The 16,157-nt window shown below is 62.1% G+C and carries 16 protein-coding genes; 12 read left to right on the top strand and 4 right to left on the bottom strand.

The features are described 5' to 3' along the window. Position 1: 1 nt before the first annotated feature. The 4 genes from AC1Q6D_RS06880 to AC1Q6D_RS06865 all read left to right on the top strand — a co-directional run bounded on the left by AC1Q6D_RS06880 (position 2) and on the right by AC1Q6D_RS06865 (position 4,901). On the top strand, positions 2-1,060 hold the full coding sequence (locus tag AC1Q6D_RS06880) for an alpha-ketoacid dehydrogenase subunit beta (RefSeq protein ID WP_103404268.1): 1,059 nt from the start codon (positions 2-4) through the stop codon (positions 1,058-1,060). Then, positions 1,061-2,335 carry a dihydrolipoamide acetyltransferase family protein gene (locus tag AC1Q6D_RS06875; RefSeq protein WP_103404267.1) on the top strand — a complete coding sequence of 425 codons (1,275 nt, stop codon included), beginning with the start codon at positions 1,061-1,063 and terminating at the stop codon, positions 2,333-2,335. Positions 2,336-2,352: 17 nt separating this feature from the next. Continuing rightward, complete coding sequence (gene lpdA, locus AC1Q6D_RS06870) at positions 2,353-3,735, top strand: dihydrolipoyl dehydrogenase (protein WP_103404266.1); 1,383 nt, start codon at positions 2,353-2,355, stop codon at positions 3,733-3,735. Between the two features lie 146 nt (positions 3,736-3,881). Further along, on the top strand, positions 3,882-4,901 hold the full coding sequence (locus AC1Q6D_RS06865) for a branched-chain amino acid aminotransferase (RefSeq protein WP_047528166.1): 1,020 nt from the start codon (positions 3,882-3,884) through the stop codon (positions 4,899-4,901). A 143-nt stretch (positions 4,902-5,044) separates the two neighbouring features. Here AC1Q6D_RS06865 and dmeF read toward each other — a convergent pair whose 3' ends face one another. From dmeF to AC1Q6D_RS06850, 3 genes are all read right to left on the bottom strand, one after another. Further along, positions 5,045-5,974 (bottom strand): CDF family Co(II)/Ni(II) efflux transporter DmeF, encoded by a 930-nt coding sequence (dmeF, locus tag AC1Q6D_RS06860; RefSeq protein WP_103404265.1) that lies wholly within the window; start codon positions 5,972-5,974, stop codon positions 5,045-5,047. 12 nt (positions 5,975-5,986) lie between these two features. Further along, a complete protein-coding gene (locus AC1Q6D_RS06855) occupies positions 5,987-6,262 on the bottom strand; it encodes a metal/formaldehyde-sensitive transcriptional repressor (RefSeq protein WP_047528162.1) in 276 nt (91 codons plus the stop codon). A gap of 131 nt (positions 6,263-6,393) precedes the next feature. Beyond that, entirely contained in the window at positions 6,394-6,732 is a 339-nt protein-coding gene (locus AC1Q6D_RS06850) for an FKBP-type peptidyl-prolyl cis-trans isomerase (protein WP_103404264.1), read from the bottom strand. A gap of 185 nt (positions 6,733-6,917) precedes the next feature. Between AC1Q6D_RS06850 and AC1Q6D_RS06845 the strand changes: the two genes are divergently transcribed. The 3 genes from AC1Q6D_RS06845 to AC1Q6D_RS06835 all read left to right on the top strand — a co-directional run bounded on the left by AC1Q6D_RS06845 (position 6,918) and on the right by AC1Q6D_RS06835 (position 11,155). Further along, a complete protein-coding gene (locus AC1Q6D_RS06845; RefSeq protein WP_103404263.1) occupies positions 6,918-7,991 on the top strand; it encodes a sensor domain-containing diguanylate cyclase in 1,074 nt (357 codons plus the stop codon). Positions 7,992-8,153: 162 nt separating this feature from the next. Continuing rightward, positions 8,154-9,962, top strand: coding sequence for a monovalent cation:proton antiporter-2 (CPA2) family protein (locus tag AC1Q6D_RS06840; RefSeq protein WP_103404262.1), 1,809 nt, complete (start codon positions 8,154-8,156; stop codon positions 9,960-9,962). An 83-nt stretch (positions 9,963-10,045) separates the two neighbouring features. After that, on the top strand, positions 10,046-11,155 hold the full coding sequence (locus tag AC1Q6D_RS06835) for a DNA alkylation repair protein (protein WP_103404261.1): 1,110 nt from the start codon (positions 10,046-10,048) through the stop codon (positions 11,153-11,155). Here AC1Q6D_RS06835 and AC1Q6D_RS06830 read toward each other — a convergent pair. Next, complete coding sequence (locus AC1Q6D_RS06830) at positions 11,136-11,708, bottom strand: cytochrome b (RefSeq protein ID WP_103404260.1); 573 nt, start codon at positions 11,706-11,708, stop codon at positions 11,136-11,138. The two genes, AC1Q6D_RS06835 and AC1Q6D_RS06830, sit on opposite strands and share 20 nt — an antisense overlap. A 184-nt stretch (positions 11,709-11,892) precedes the next feature. Here AC1Q6D_RS06830 and AC1Q6D_RS06825 point away from each other — a divergent pair, with 184 nt between their 5' ends. The 5 genes from AC1Q6D_RS06825 to AC1Q6D_RS06805 are packed head-to-tail and all read left to right on the top strand — an operon-like array spanning position 11,893 to position 16,149. Then, positions 11,893-12,570, top strand: a complete 678-nt coding sequence (locus tag AC1Q6D_RS06825; protein WP_047528145.1) for a thermostable hemolysin — start codon at positions 11,893-11,895, stop codon at positions 12,568-12,570. Continuing rightward, positions 12,560-14,041: an AMP-binding protein gene (locus AC1Q6D_RS06820; RefSeq protein ID WP_103404259.1), complete on the top strand. Its 1,482-nt coding sequence runs from the start codon at positions 12,560-12,562 to the stop codon at positions 14,039-14,041. The genes AC1Q6D_RS06825 and AC1Q6D_RS06820 overlap by 11 nt, the downstream gene beginning before the upstream one ends. Next, positions 14,038-14,712, top strand: coding sequence for an iron-containing redox enzyme family protein (locus AC1Q6D_RS06815; protein WP_103404258.1), 675 nt, complete (start codon positions 14,038-14,040; stop codon positions 14,710-14,712). Before AC1Q6D_RS06820 ends, AC1Q6D_RS06815 begins: the two co-directional genes overlap by 4 nt. Continuing rightward, entirely contained in the window at positions 14,699-15,508 is an 810-nt protein-coding gene (locus AC1Q6D_RS06810) for an SDR family oxidoreductase (RefSeq protein WP_047528140.1), read from the top strand. Before AC1Q6D_RS06815 ends, AC1Q6D_RS06810 begins: the two co-directional genes overlap by 14 nt. Beyond that, positions 15,505-16,149, top strand: a complete 645-nt coding sequence (locus AC1Q6D_RS06805; RefSeq protein WP_047528138.1) for a tetratricopeptide repeat protein — start codon at positions 15,505-15,507, stop codon at positions 16,147-16,149. The genes AC1Q6D_RS06810 and AC1Q6D_RS06805 overlap by 4 nt, the downstream gene beginning before the upstream one ends. The last annotated feature ends 8 nt before the right edge of the window (positions 16,150-16,157 follow it).

Genomic DNA, 16,157 nt, shown 5'->3' with positions numbered 1-16,157 from the left:
CATGAACGATCACAACAACAATATTCAGTTGGACACCGCCATGACCACGACCACCATGACCATGATCCAGGCCCTGCGCTCGGCCATGGATGTGATGCTTGAGCGTGACGACAATGTCGTGGTGTTCGGCCAGGACGTCGGCTACTTCGGTGGCGTGTTCCGTTGCACCGAAGGCTTGCAGACCAAGTACGGCACCTCGCGGGTGTTCGATGCGCCGATCTCCGAAAGCGGCATCGTCGGCACTGCCGTGGGCATGGGCGCCTACGGCCTGCGGCCGGTGGTGGAGATCCAGTTCGCCGACTACGTCTACCCGGCCTACGACCAGATCATTTCCGAAGCCGCCCGCCTGCGTTATCGCTCGGCCGGCGAATTCACCGCGCCACTGACCCTGCGCATGCCCTGTGGCGGCGGCATCTACGGTGGCCAAACCCACAGCCAGAGCATCGAGGCGCTGTTCACTCAAGTGTGCGGCCTGCGCACCGTCATGCCGTCCAACCCCTACGATGCCAAGGGACTGTTGATCGCCTCCATCGAAAACGATGACCCGGTGATCTTCCTGGAGCCCAAGCGCCTGTACAACGGCCCGTTCGACGGCCACCACGACCGTCCGGTGACCCCTTGGTCGAAACACCCCGCCGCTCAGGTTCCGGACGGCTACTACACCGTGCCGCTGGACGTTGCCGCCATTGCCCGTCCTGGCAAGGATGTCACCGTACTGACCTACGGCACCACGGTGTACGTGTCGCAAGTTGCCGCCGAAGAAAGCGGCGTGGATGCCGAAGTCATCGACCTGCGCAGCCTGTGGCCGCTGGACCTGGAAACCATCGTCAAGTCGGTGAAGAAAACCGGGCGCTGCGTGATCGTTCACGAAGCCACCCGCACTTGCGGTTTCGGTGCCGAACTGACGGCGCTGGTGCAAGAGCACTGCTTCCACCACCTGGAAGCGCCGATCGAACGCGTCACCGGTTGGGACACCCCCTACCCGCACGCGCAGGAGTGGGCGTATTTCCCTGGTCCGTCCCGAGTGGGCGCGGCGTTGAAACGGGTCATGGAGGTCTGAATGGGCACGCACGTTATTAAAATGCCGGACATTGGCGAAGGCATTGCAGAAGTTGAACTGTCGGTGTGGCACGTCAAGGTCGGCGACATGGTCGTCGAGGATCAAGTGTTGGCCGATGTCATGACCGACAAGGCGATGGTCGATATCCCGTCGCCGGTGCATGGCAAAGTCATCGCCCTTGGCGGCCAGCCAGGCGAAGTCATGGCGGTCGGCAGTGTGCTGATCAGCATTGAAGTCGAGGGCGCGGGCAACGTTAAAGAGTCGGCTCAGCCAGCGACCGCTGTAAAAGAAGCACCGATTGCAGCCCCGAAAGTGGAAGCCGTGGTCGAAAGCAAACCGGTCGCTGCCGCCACGCCGCGCCCGGCCGTGTGCCAGGGCCCGCTGGTGGCCCGTGAGGCGAATGAGCGTCCGTTGGCGTCCCCGGCCGTGCGCAAGCATGCGCTGGACCTGGGTATTGCGTTGCGTCTGGTACGCGGCACCGGCCCGGCCGGTCGGGTGCTGCACGATGACCTCGAGGCCTACCTGGCCCAGGGCCAGTCGAATGCGTCGAGCGTCAGCAGCGCTTACGCCCAGCGCAACGATGAAGCGCAGATCCCGGTGATCGGCATGCGCCGCAAGATCGCCCAGCGCATGCAAGACGCCACGCAACGCGCCGCGCATTTCAGCTACGTCGAAGAAATCGACGTCACTGCTGTTGAAGAGCTGCGCGCGCACCTCAACGAAAAACACGGTGCGACCCGTGGCAAGCTGACCTTGCTACCCTTCCTGGTCCGCGCCCTGGTCGTTGCCCTGCGCGACTTCCCGCAGATCAACGCCCGTTACGACGACGAAGCCCAGGTCATCACACGCCTCGGCGCGGTGCACGTGGGTATCGCCACCCAGGCCGACATCGGCTTGATGGTGCCGGTGGTGCGCCACGCCGAAGCCCGCAGCCTGTGGGACAGCGCGGCGGAAATCGCCCGACTGGCCACGGCCGCACGCAATGGCAAGGCCAGCCGCGATGAACTGTCCGGCTCGAGCATCACCCTGACCAGCCTCGGCGCCCTTGGCGGCATCGTCAGCACCCCGGTGCTGAACCTGCCTGAAGTGGCCATCGTCGGCGTCAACAAGATCGTCGAACGGCCGATGGTGATCAAAGGCCAGATCGTGATCCGCAAGATGATGAACCTCTCCAGCTCCTTCGATCACCGCGTGGTCGACGGCATGGACGCGGCGCAATTCATCCAGGCCGTGCGCGGCTTGCTCGAACAACCCGCCACCCTGTTCGTGGACTGATTATTAGAGAGGCATGCATGCAAACTCTGCACACCACGCTGCTGATCATCGGCGGCGGCCCCGGCGGTTATGTGACGGCGATCCGTGCCGGCCAGTTGGGCATTTCGACCATTCTGGTAGAAGGCCAGTCCCTGGGCGGCACCTGCCTGAACATCGGCTGCATTCCGTCCAAGGCGCTGATCCACGTCGCCGAGCAGTTTCACCAGACACAACAGCACAACCAGCATTCGGCCCTGGGCATCAGCGTGTCGGCGCCGACCCTGGACATCGGCAAGAGCGTCGAGTGGAAAGACGGCATCGTCGATCGCCTGACCACCGGCGTCGCCGCGCTGCTGAAAAAGAACAAGGTCCAGGTCATTCAAGGCTGGGCCAGGGTCATCGACGGCAAGACCGTTGAAGTGGGCGACACGCGCATTCAATGTGAGCACCTGGTGCTGGCCACGGGCTCGAAGAGCGTGAACCTGCCCATGCTGCCGATTGGCGGGCCGATCATTTCGTCCACCGAAGCCCTGGCGCCGAAATCAGTCCCGAAACGGCTGATCGTGGTGGGCGGCGGTTACATCGGCCTGGAACTGGGGATTGCCTATCGCAAGCTCGGTGCCGAGGTCAGTGTGGTCGAGGCTCAGGACCGCATTCTGCCGGCCTACGACGCCGAGCTGACCCAGCCTGTGCACGACGAACTGAAAAAGCTCGGCGTGACTCTTTACTTGAAGCACAGCGTTCAAGGCTTTGATTCCAAATCAAATACCCTGCAAGTGCTTGCCCCCAACGGCGACACCCTGAACCTGGAAACCGATCAGGTGCTGGTGGCCGTCGGTCGCAAGCCGAACACCCAGGACTGGAACCTTGAAGCGCTGGGCCTGGCGATGAACGGCGCGTCGATCAAGATCGACAACCGCTGCCAGACCAGCATGCACAACGTCTACGCCATCGGCGACCTCAGCGGCGAACCGATGCTCGCGCACCGGGCCATGGCCCAGGGCGAGATGGTCGCCGAGCTGATCAGCGGCAAGACCCGCGAGTTCAACCCGACCGCCATCGCCGCCGTGTGCTTCACCGACCCGGAACTGGTGGTGGTCGGCCAGACACCGGACGAGGCCAGGGCTGCCGGGCTGGATTGCATCGTTTCCAGCTTCCCGTTCGCCGCCAATGGCCGGGCGATGACCCTGGAATCGAAAAGCGGCTTCGTGCGCGTGGTCGCCCGTCGCGACAATCATGTGATCGTGGGCTGGCAAGCGGTAGGCGTCGGGGTATCCGAATTGTCCACGGCGTTCGCGCAAAGCCTGGAAATGGGCGCGCAGCTGGAAGACATTGGTGGCACCATCCATGCCCATCCGACGCTCGGCGAGGCGGTGCAGGAAGCGGCGTTGCGCGCGCTGGGGCATGCGTTGCACCTCTAGCCCGAACCTGTTGGAGCAAGCTCGCTCCTGCAAGGAATGCAATCCGGGCTGCGAAACCGGCCCGGAATGAAGTATTGTTGTGCCCATCCGGAAAAACGTCAGAAGCCTTGTACCGTTTCGGCGGTTGTTAAGTGATAGAGGGTGTCATGGGTAACGAAAGCATCAATTGGGACAAGCTGGGTTTTGACTACATCAAGACCGACAAGCGCTATCTGTCGCACTGGCGTAATGGCGAGTGGGACAAAGGCACCCTGACCGAAGACAACGTGCTGCACATCAGCGAAGGCTCCACTGCCCTTCACTATGGCCAGCAATGCTTCGAAGGCCTGAAGGCCTATCGTTGCAAGGACGGCTCGATCAACCTGTTCCGTCCGGACCAGAACGCCGCGCGCATGCAACGCAGCTGCGCCCGCCTGCTGATGCCGCACGTGTCCACCGAGCAGTTCATCGAAGCGTGCAAGGAAGTGGTCCGCGCCAACGAGCGTTTCATTCCGCCTTACGGCACCGGCGGCGCGCTGTACCTGCGTCCGTTCGTGATCGGCGTCGGCGACAACATCGGCGTGCGTACCGCACCCGAGTTCATCTTCTCGATCTTCTGCATTCCGGTAGGCGCCTACTTCAAGGGTGGCCTGACCCCGCATAACTTCCTGATCTCCAGCTACGACCGCGCCGCCCCGCAAGGCACCGGTGCGGCCAAAGTCGGTGGCAACTACGCGGCCAGCCTGATGCCAGGCTCCCAGGCCAAGAAAGCGCACTTTGCCGACGCAATCTACCTGGACCCGATGACCCACAAGAAGATCGAGGAAGTCGGTTCGGCCAACTTCTTCGGGATCACCCACGACAACAAGTTCGTGACCCCGAACTCGCCATCCGTGCTGCCGGGCATCACCCGTCTGTCGCTGATCGAACTGGCGAAAACCCGCCTGGGCCTGGAAGTGGTCGAAGGCGACGTGTTCATCGACAAGCTGTCGGACTTCAAGGAAGCCGGTGCTTGCGGTACTGCCGCCGTAATCACGCCGATCGGCGGCATCAGCTACAACGACCATCTGCACGTGTTCCACAGTGAAACCGAAGTCGGCCCGATCACCCAGAAGCTCTACAAAGAGCTGACCGGCGTGCAAACCGGCGACGTCGAAGCCCCAGCAGGCTGGATCGTCAAGGTTTGACCTGACGCCTGATGCACAAAAGCCCCCCATCGGCCTGCCGATGGGGGGCTTTGTTTTAAGTGCGTTATGCGTCTTTCGCAGGGTGACTTCTGTGGGGGCCAGCCTGCTGGCGATGGCTGTCAACGATAACGCGTGAAACCTGGTTAAACGTTGCGCAGTTCGACCGTCAGGTGTGACAGTTCATGGACCGGCGCCAGGCGTTCGCGGATGGTATCGGCGCTGATGTTCGCCGCCGCCACCACACTGACGATGGCCGCCCGTGCCTGCGGGCCGACCTGCCACACATGCAAATCGCTGATCCGCACATCGTCGGACGATTCGAGCAGCTCGCGAATTTCCTCTGCCACGTGTTCGTCCGTGGTGTCCAGCAGCACAGCGGCGCTATCGCGCATCAATCCAACGGCCCATTTTGCAATTACGATGGCGCCGACGATCCCCATCGCCGGGTCCAGCCAGACCCATCCCAGATAGCGCCCGGACAGCAATGCGGCAATCGCCAGGATCGAGGTCAGGGCGTCGGCCAGTACATGCAGGTAAGCCGAACGCAGGTTGTTGTCGTGATGATGGCCGTGGTCATGGCCGTGCCCGTGATCGTGGTGACCGTGATGGCTGTGGTCGCCCGCCAGCAGGAAGGCACTGAGAATGTTCACCGCCAGCCCTATCACGGCAATCACTGTTGCCTCGGTGAAGGCCACGGTCGTCGGCTGGAACAGGCGCAGGATGGATTCGCCAGCGATGCCGATCGATACCAGCCCCAGCACCATGGCCGAGGCAAACCCGGCCAGATCCCCCACCTTGCCGGTGCCGAAGCTGTAACGCGCATTGTTGGCGTTGCGGCGGGCGAAACCGTAAGCCGCCGCGGCGATGCCCAAGGCTCCGGCATGGGTTGCCATGTGAAAGCCATCGGCCAGCAACGCCATCGAACCGGTCATGTACCCAGCGGCAATTTCGCCGATCATCATCACAAACGTCAGTGCCACGACCCATAAGGTGCGGCGGGCGTTTTCGTCGTGGGAGGCGCCCAAAAACACATGGTCATGGGAAAAACGTGAGGCCTGCGGTGTCAATGTCATGGTTCCAGACCTCTATTTCGAGTAACGGCGGATGGCTTGCAACAAGTCTTCCAGGCCTTCGGCGCGAGCTTCGTCGCTGAGCCCCGGATGCGCGACATGCTCACGGGCATGAGCATCGATGAACTGTTCCAGCAAACCATTGACCGCCCCGCGGATGGCCGCGACCAAATGTAAGGTCTTGGCGCAATCGGCATCCGATTCCAGCGCGCGCTCCACTGCCTGAACCTGACCGGCAATACGCCGGACCCGTTTGAGCAAGTCGTCTTTGTGTTCGTGAATGTGTGACATACCTATACCCCCTACCCCTATACGGCGCGCATAGTCGCCGATAGCCCGGGGGTTGGCAAGGCGTTGACTGGATTTATTCAGAGGGGGTATTGGTGCTGTGACGAGCCGGCGGGTGCCACCGGCTACATCGATCAATCATCACGCGTCAGCACCTCCAGCAATTCAATCTCGAAAACCAGGTTCGAGTTCGGCGGGATCTTGCCCATGGTGCGTTCGCCATAGCCCAAGTGAGCCGGCACCGATAGTTTGCGTTTGCCGCCGACCTGCATGCCCATCAGGCCCTGATCCCAACCCTTGATCACGCGACCGGTGCCGATCACGCACTGGAAAGGCTTGCCCCGGCTGTAGGAGGAGTCGAACTCCGTACCGTCTTCCAGCCAGCCGCGGTACTGGGTGGTGATCAGTGCGCCTTTGACGGCTGCTTTGCCGTCGCCCGGTTGGAGGTCAATCACCTGAAGCTCGTCATTCATTGAATTCACTCGTATGCTTTCTCGCCCGACAAGGGCCTGACCGGCGCCGTTTTCCCAGATCTGCACTCGATTGGCAACCCTTGCTGCCGTCAGGCGCGGCGTTGAAAGCTGTTTGCCGAAGTATCCTGAACTAAAATAACCGAACCTCCCCGGACGGTTCGCATCGCCATGATGGCCACCCCAGAATGATTTTGCTCTCGACCCACACTGCCCTTGGCTTGGGAATACTCGCGCTGATCATCGCGCTGCTCTGGCGCGAGCGCACGTTGCGCAAGCAACTGAGCGAATGCCGCACACTGATCGACAACCTCTGCAAAGGACAGAATATCCACCAGAAAGGCGACGCGGAGCGTTTCAAACGCAGCCAGTACTTTGCCCGCATCGGCACCTGGGACTGGGAAGTCGATACCGACAGGCTCTACTGGTCGGACGCGATCTACGGCATGTTCGGGTTCAAGATCGGCGAAGTGACCCCGTCGTACGCATTGTTCTGCGCCTGCGTGCACCCGGATGACCGGGCCAGGGTCCGGGCCGGCGAGTTGCGTTGCCTGGAAACCGGTGAGAATCACGACGAGGAATATCGTGTGGTCTGGCCCGACGGCACCATCCGCTGGTTGCGCGAGACCGGCAACGTGGTGAAGAACGAGCACGACAAAACGATCAAGATGATGGGCGTGGTGCGCGATATCACCGAAGAAAAGGCTTCCGCCAGTTACCTGCGCCACCTGGCGCACTTTGACCCACTGACGGGATTGCCCAACCGGCTGGTGCTCGAAGAACGTCTGGCCGAAGCGCTGGAACAGGCGCGGGTCAACGACACGCGGGTGGCGCTGGTGTTCGTCGACCTCAATGGCTTCAAGGCCATCAACGACCACTATGGACACGCCGCCGGCGACCGCGTACTGATGACCACCGCGACCCGCCTCCAGAAGATCCTGCGTGCGACCGACACCGTTGCCCGCATCGGCGGCGATGAATTCGTGATCATTCTCCAGGGATTGCCTCAGGGTCGCAGCCTGCAAGACGAAGCCCGCAGCATTTGTCAGAAAATCTTCGTCGAGCTCTCCCCGCCCGTCACCATCGGCAACGACCAGCGCCACATCGGCACCAGCCTGGGCGTGGCCGTGTTCCCCGACCATGCGCCGAGCATGGACCGGCTGATCCACATTGCCGACCTGGCGATGTATGCGGCCAAGCGCAGCGGGAATAATCAGTACCGATTGGGTGATCAGGCGTTGAGCCACGGCAGAATTGAATAGAGCCGCCCAGCGTGTCAGCCACTATCACGCCTGGCTGACAGGGTCCCTCACGGGCAAGTCCACGATGTCACTTGCACATCCGCCATCGATCCACGGTAGATATGAGGCAACCCCAGCCTTTATCCTTGCCCCCCACCGTACCGAGTGAATGGAGTTTTTCTCATGCCCCATGAAGGCAATCTGCTGCAAGCCGCTGTCGTGTTTCTGCTCGCGGCGGTGCTCACCGTGCCGCTGGCCAAGCGGCTGCAATTGGGGGCGGTGCTGGGTTATCTGTTTGCCGGGGTGATCATCGGGCCTTCGGTGCTGGGCCTGATCGGCAATCCGCAGAGTGTCAGTCATATCTCGGAACTCGGTGTGGTGTTGCTGCTGTTCATCATCGGACTGGAATTGTCGCCACGACGCTTGTGGGTGATGCGCAAGTCGGTGTTCGGCGTCGGGCTGGCGCAGGTCCTGTTGACCGGCTCGGTGATCGGTGTGGTGGCGCTGCTGGTGTTCGGTCAGCCGCTCAACAGCGCGATCGTACTGGGCCTGGGCCTGGCGCTGTCCTCAACGGCGTTTGGCTTGCAGAGCCTGGCCGAACGCAAGGAACTGACCAGCCCCCACGGACGCCTGGCGTTTGCCATTCTGCTGTTCCAGGACATCGCCGCGATCCCGCTGATCGCCATGGTGCCGTTGCTGGCCGGCGTCGATCACAACACCAGTACTGCCGACGATGTGAATCACGGCTTGCGGGTGCTGGGCAGCATAGCCGTCGTCGTGATCGGCGGACGCTACCTGTTGCGTCCGGTGTTCCGGGTGGTGGCCAAAACCCGCTTGCCCGAGGTGTCCACGGCCACGGCGCTGCTGGTGGTCATCGGTACGGCATGGTTGATGGATCTGGTCGGTGTGTCGATGGCCCTTGGCGCCTTCCTTGCCGGCCTGCTGCTGGCGGACTCCGAGTACCGCCATGAACTGGAAGCGCAGATAGAACCGTTCAAGGGCCTGCTGCTGGGGCTGTTTTTCATCAGTGTCGGCATGGGCGCGAACCTGAGCCTGCTGCTGAGTGCACCTGCCCTGGTGCTGGGCCTGACCCTGTTGCTCATCGCCTGCAAGCTGCCATTGCTGTTTGTCGTCGGTCGACTGGCCGGAGGCCTGGGCAAGGTCAACGCCGTTCGCCTCGGCATCGTCCTGGCGGCCGGCGGTGAGTTTGCCTTTGTGGTGTTCAAGATCGGTCGCGATCAGGGGCTGTTCGAACCGCATCTGTACGACTTGCTGGTGTTGACCATCACCCTGTCCATGGCGCTGACGCCGTTGTTGCTGCTGGTGTGCGACCGTCTGTTCAGCCCCAAGGTGCAACCGGTGGAGGTGCCTGAGAAATTCCGCGACTTCGACACCGAAGCTCCCCGTGTGGTGATCGCCGGCATGGGCCGGATGGGGCAGATCGTCGCGCGTATCCTGCGGGCGCAGAACATCAAGTTCGTCGCCCTCGACACGTCGGTGGAAACCATCGAACTGTCCCGCAGCTTCGGCGGCGTGCCCGTGTTCTACGGCGACCCGATGCGTCCGGAAATCCTCAAGGCGGCGAAAGTCGGCGAAGCGGAGTTTTTCGTGATTGCCACCGACGACCCGGACACCAACATCAAGACCGCCGAGCTGGTGCGCAAGCTCTACCCGGAGATGAAAATCATCGCCCGCGCACGCAACCGCCAGCATGTGCATCGGCTGATGGACGTGGACGCCCTGCCGGTGCGCGAGACCTTCTATTCCAGCCTGGAAATGAGCCGGCAGACCTTGATCGGGCTGGGATTGACCCATGCCCAGGCGGATGCGCGGATCAAGCGCTTCAAACATCACGATGAGCAGGTGCTTGAAGCCCAGCATGCGGTGTACGACGATGCGGTGAAAGTCATGCAGACAGCGCAGGAAGCACGGGCGGAACTGGCGCGGCTGTTTGAGTCGGATCAGCTGGAAGAGCAAGCCGCCAGGGAATGAAACGATGGACCTCGGCGCGGACAGGCCCGCGCTGAGCGATCACGCGCGGTATCGGACGCATAACGACTGCAAAGGAATCCACAATGGCTGCTGATTCATCCTCCCCCGCCCTCAAGGAAATCTTCAACACCGAACGCCTCCAGCACATTGCCACCGAGATGACCGCGGTCCATCCCGGGTTCGACGCCAAGGCATTTCTGAAACTGGCCAGAACCGGTCTGGCGGAACTGTCGGTGATGCAACGCATGGCCCGTGTCAGCGAATGCCTGCACGCGGTGCTGGCGCTGGACTTCGAGGCCTCTCTGCCGGTGTTGCGCGCCCTCGCACCGCGCCTGAACAGCGGCTTCGTCAGCATGTGCCTGCCGCACTACGTCGCGACTTATGGCGCCGAGCGATTCGAACTGTCGATGGACGCGCTCAAGTACTTCACCGCCTTCGGCTCTTCGGAATTCGCCATCCGTCACTTCCTGCGTCGCGATCTGGAGCGTTCCCTCAAGCGGATGCATGAATGGTCGCTGGACGCCAACGAACACGTCCGGCGCCTGGCCAGTGAAGGCTGCCGGCCACGGTTGCCGTGGTCGTTTCGCCTGGAATCGATCCAGGCCGAGCCACGCCTGGCCGCCGCCATTCTCGACAACCTCAAGGCCGACCCCAGCCTGTATGTCCGCAAGTCCGTGGCCAATCACCTCAACGACATCACCAAGGACCATCCCGAGTGGGTACTGGACCTGATCGAAAGCTGGTCACTGGATAACAAACACACGGCGTGGATCGCCAGGCACGCGCTGCGCAGCCTGATCAAACAGGGTAATCAAAGGGCACTGGCCATCATCGGCGCCAGCAGCAAGCCTGAAGTCGAGATCATCGACCTGCAGGTCAATCCGCCGGTGATTGACCTGGGGGAAAAAATCACCCTGTCCTTTGCCGTCAAATCCACGGCAGAGGTCAGCCAGCGCCTGGTGATCGACTACGCCGTCGACTACGTCAAGGCCAACGGCAGCACGTCGGCGAAGGTGTTCAAGCTCAAGGCCCTGACATTGCCTGGCAATGCCACCGAATCCATCGCCCGCCGCCAGCACATCAAGGAACTGACCACCCGTCGCCACTATGCGGGCCGGCATGCGGTGCATGTGTTGATCAATGGCGAACGGGTGGCGAGTTCAGCCTTCGAGATCAGGGTTGACGCTGGTTGAGCGCATCCCGTGAGCGACCGGGCAGCATGCGCGTCAGGGTGTTGTCCTGGACCCAATAGTGATGGAACAAGCCTGCCGCCGCATGCAGGCCGATCAGCCAGTAGCCCGCATTTCCGAGCAGCTCGTGCCAGTGCTTGAACTGTTTGGCCAGGTCGGGATCGACAGACACCAGTGCCGGCAGGGCAAATTCAAAATAAGGCATCGGTTTGTCGCCTGCCGACAGCATCAGCCAGGCCAGTAACGGCGTGGCAATCATCAGCACATACAGCGCCAGATGCATCAGGTGCGAAACACCGGTCTGCCAGGTGGGCGGCGCCGGCGTGATGGGTGGGCGCGGGGTCAGCCGTCCGAGCAGACGGATCCAGACCAGGGCAAAAATACTCAAGCCGAACACACCGTGCAGCCCGAGAAAAAAACTCCTCCCCGTACTGCCACGGGGCAGCAACCCCTTGATTTCGATGCAGGCGTATACGCCGACAAACAGCGCCAGCATCAGCCAGTGCAGCGTGATAGACAGTTTTCCGTAACGTTGTGCCGTTGAATCGCGGGTCATGGTGGGCCTCGTGAGTGTCAGTCCAGGCTGGCGACTCATTCGCACAACCTGATCGAGCGCTACCCTGCCAGCCCAATCTTAAGCGAACCTGAAGACGACGTGATTTAACTTTTTTCTCACCTTCAGACTCCGTTAAGAAATGCTTCCGATACTCCTCCCAATCTTCCCCGGGAGGCGTCTTTCAATGCCCCATTCCTACTGGAACATCCCTTTGCCTCTGCAGTTCGGCCAAGCGGAAACACCGCAGATGAGCCTGGCCAGAGCGTTGCCGGATGACCCCCAGCGCAAATCGTTCGAAACCTATATCCAGCAACGTTTCCGCAAGGCCCACGGCGCCGACATCCGCCATTTCATGCCGGAGCTGTTCGGCATGAGCAATGACGCGGGTGAGCTCTGCGCAGTGGCCGGTGTGCGCCTGGCCAATGAAGGAGAGCTGTTTCTGGAGCGTTACCTGGACGAACCGATCGACCCGCTGATCAGCGCCGCGGCTGATCGCCCGGTGGAACGGGCCGGTATCGTCGAAGTGGGCAATCTGGCGGCCAGTGACACCGGCAGCGCACGAATGAGCATCATCGCCATCACCTACCTGCTGGCCATGGGTGGCCTGGAATGGGTGGCGTTTACCGGCAACATTGGCCTGGTCAACAGCTTCCACCGGCTCGGTTTGAAGCCAGTGACCCTGTGCGCCGCCGACCCGGCGCGACTGGGCGAGGACCGACACAGTTGGGGCAGCTATTACGAGAGCAAGCCTTGGGTGCACGTCGGCAATATCCGCGCCGGATTCATTCATTTGCGCAATATCGGACTGTTCGGTCGCCTGGGTTTGCCGACGTCCATGGAGGGGTTCAACCATGTCGCCTGAAATGCAACGATTCGACGGGATCCTGCGCCGTCACGCCGAAGAAAAACCCCTTGGCATCGCCTTGTGGGGCGATCAGTCGAAGCTGGACTACGCCACCCTCTACACCGAGGTGACGAGCCACCGACAGCGCCTGCGCGATGAGAACGTCAAGGTGGTCGCCTTGGCGCTGGACAATGGCGTCGAAGCGATGCTCTGGGACCTGGCCGCACTGTTTGAAGGCCTGACGTGCCTGACGTTGCCACCGTTCTTCAGCCCCGCCCAACGCAACCATTGTCTGGAGCAGAGCCAGGCCGAACTTGTGATCGCCGGGCCGGAGCTGGACAGCGACCTGCGAGCGAGCGGTTATGAACGCACCGGCGAGTTCTGGCGCCGCACCTTCAAGGGACCCGAGCGGATGCCCGAAGGCACCGCCAAGCTGACCTTCACGTCCGGCACCACCGGCACACCGAAAGGCGTCTGCCTGAGTGCCGAGAGCATTCTGCAAGTGGCCCGCGAACTGGAACTGGCCAGCCGGCCCAGCCAGCCGCAGCACCACCTGGCCCTGCTGCCGCTGGCCATCCTGCTGGAAAACATCGGTTGTTATGCGGCGCTGTACGCGGGGGCGACCTTGAGCCTGCCCAGCCAGAAAACCCTGGGCATTCAGGGCGCCAGCGGCGTGGATGTACCGCGCTTGCTGGGGTGTCTGGCCGCCCGTGCACCGCAGAGTCTGATTCTGGTGCCGCAATTGCTGTTGATGCTGGTCAGCGCCGCCGAGCAGAAAGGCTTCGACCCACAACACCTGCGTTTTGCCGCGGTGGGCGGTGCGCGGGTTGCCACGGAGTTGCTGCAGCGGGCGCAACGCGTGGGCATACCGGTCTACGAAGGCTACGGTCTGTCGGAGTGCGCGTCAGTGGTCTGCCTCAATCGGCCGCAGGCATGTCGCCCCGGCAGCGTCGGCCGGCCCCTGCCCCATGTGCAGATTCGCCTGGCCGACGACGGTGAAGTGCTGATCAAGGGGTCGACGCTGCTCGGCTACCTGGGGGACGCGCCGCACACCGATCAATGGTGGTCCAGCGGCGATCTCGGCGAATTCGACGCCGAGGGCTTCCTTTACCTCAAGGGGCGCAAGAAGCATCAGTTCGTCACCAGCTTCGGTCGTAACGTGAACCCCGAGTGGGTCGAGGCCGAATTGACCCAACGTCGTCATATCGCCCAGGCGTTCGTCTACGGCGAAGCCATGCCCCACAACCATGCATTGCTCTGGCCCCATCGCCCCGACTGCCCGGACGAGCAACTGGCCGCCGCCGTGGCCGAGGCCAACGCGGACTTGCCCGACTACGCCCGGGTCCATCACTGGACCCGCCTGGATCAACCCTTCACCCCGGCCAATGGCCTGCTGACCGCCAATGGCCGCCCCCGCCGCGACGCCATTGTCGAGCGATACCGGGCACAACTGACCGAATCTGCGTTTTCAGAGGACACCGCATCATGAGTTTTTTTGACGCACTGCAAGAAGCCACCCACCAGGAACGCCATGAACTGTTCAACCTACCGGTCATTCGCGATGCCCTGGAGGGCAAGGTCAGCCTGGAAAGCTACCGGGCGTTCCTGACGCAAGCCTACTACCACGTTCGCCACACGGTGCCTCTGATGATGGCCTGTGGCGCGCGCCTGCCCTCACGCCTGGAATGGCTGCGGCAAGCGGTGTGCGAGTACATCGAGGACGAATACGGCCACGAACAGTGGATCCTCAACGACATCGAAGCCTGCGGCGGCGACAAATCCGCCGTGCGTGACGGCCGCCCTTCGCTCCCCATCGAATTGATGGTGAGCTTTCTCTACGACCTGATTGCCCGGGACAACCCGGTGGGTCTGTTCGGCATGGTCAACGTGCTCGAAGGCACCAGCATCGCCCTGGCCACCCACGCCGCCGGCAGTATTCGCGAGCGCCTGGACTTGCCGGAAAGCGCCTTCAGCTACCTCAGTTCCCACGGTTCACTGGATATCGAGCACATGCAGACCTACCGTCGCTTGATGAACACGCTGGACGACCCGGACGATCAGGCCGCGGTCATTCACGCCTCCAAGGTGGTGTACAAGCTCTACGCCGACATGTTCCGCGGTTTGCCACGTGACGAGGAGAACGCCCATGCGCCTGTCTGAAGCTCGTGTGGTATTGACCGGTGCCAGCGGCGGCATAGGCCTGGCCATCGCCACGGCCTTGTGCGACAGCGGCGCCCGGGTTTTGGCCGTGGCCCGGCATCGACAACCGTTGGAGCCGTTGCTCGAGCGTTACCCCAATAACCTGTGCTGGATCGCGGCTGACCTGACGTCGCTCGCGGACCGCAACGAAGTTCTGGCCGAGGCCGAAAGCATCGGTGGCATCAACCTGTTGATCAATGCCGCCGGGGTCAATCATTTCGCCATGCTCGAACAACTCGATGACAGCGAGATCAACGCGATGCTCGCGCTGAATGTCGGTGCACCGATCTGCCTGACGAAAACCCTCTTGCCACTGCTCAAGCAGGCAACCAGCGCCATGGTGGTCAACGTCGGGTCAACCTACGGTTCCATCGGCTATCCCGGCTACGCCAGCTATTGCGCCACCAAGTTCGCGTTGCGCGGTTTTTCCGAAGCCCTGCGCCGGGAGCTGGCGGACACCCGGGTCAGTGTGCTCTACGTCGCCCCGCGTGCCACCCGCACCAGCATGAACAGCCCGGCGGCGCAGGCGCTCAACGATGCCCTGAAGTCCAACGTCGACGACCCGCAAACCGTGGCCGCCGCCGTGATTCACGCCATTGCCGGTGACCGTCGCGATTTGTACCTGGGCTGGCCGGAACGTTTTTTCGTGCGCCTCAACAGCTTGCTGCCCAATCTGGTGGACCGAGGCCTGCGCAAGCAATTACCACTGATCCGTAGCTTGAGTCAGAAGTCCGACAAGGAGAATCTCAAACCATGAACAAAATCGCCGCTTACCTGCTGCTGGGCGCCTTGAGCCAAAGTGCCTGGGCACTGGATGCCGCCGACGAGCAACGCCTGCTGGGCATTCAGCAAAACTGGGCACACATTCAGTACGAACTGCCCGAGGGCCAGCGAACCGCGGCTTTCGAAAAGCTTGCCGCCCAGGCCTCGACCTTCACCCAGGAGCGCCAGAGCGTCGCGGAAGCCTGGATCTGGTCCGGGATCGTTACCAGCAGTTGGGCCGGCGCCCAGGGCGGGCTTGGCGCACTGAGCAAGGTCAAGGAAGCCAAAGTCGACCTGGAAAAAGCCCTGGCCCTGGACCCCAAGGCGCTGCAAGGCTCGGCCTACACCAGCCTTGCCGCGCTGTATGATCGCGTACCCGGCTGGCCGATCGGCTTCGGCGACGCGGACAAGGCCGAGCAGTTGCTCAAAACAGCGTTGCAACTGAACCCCAATGGCATCGACAGCCTGTACTTCTGGGGCGATCACCTTTACCGTCAAAAGCGTTACACCGAAGCCAAGGCAGCCTTGCAAAAAGCCCTGCAAGCGGCGCCCAGACCGGGCCGCGAAACCGCTGATGCCGGTCGTCGCAAGGAAATCGAGGCATTGCTGGTGGACGTGAATAAAAAACTCGGCTGACAGGAGTC

The sequence above is a fragment of the Pseudomonas sp. MT92 genome (assembly GCF_058792515.1).
This window is presented reverse-complemented; position numbering and strand designations above follow the sequence as displayed.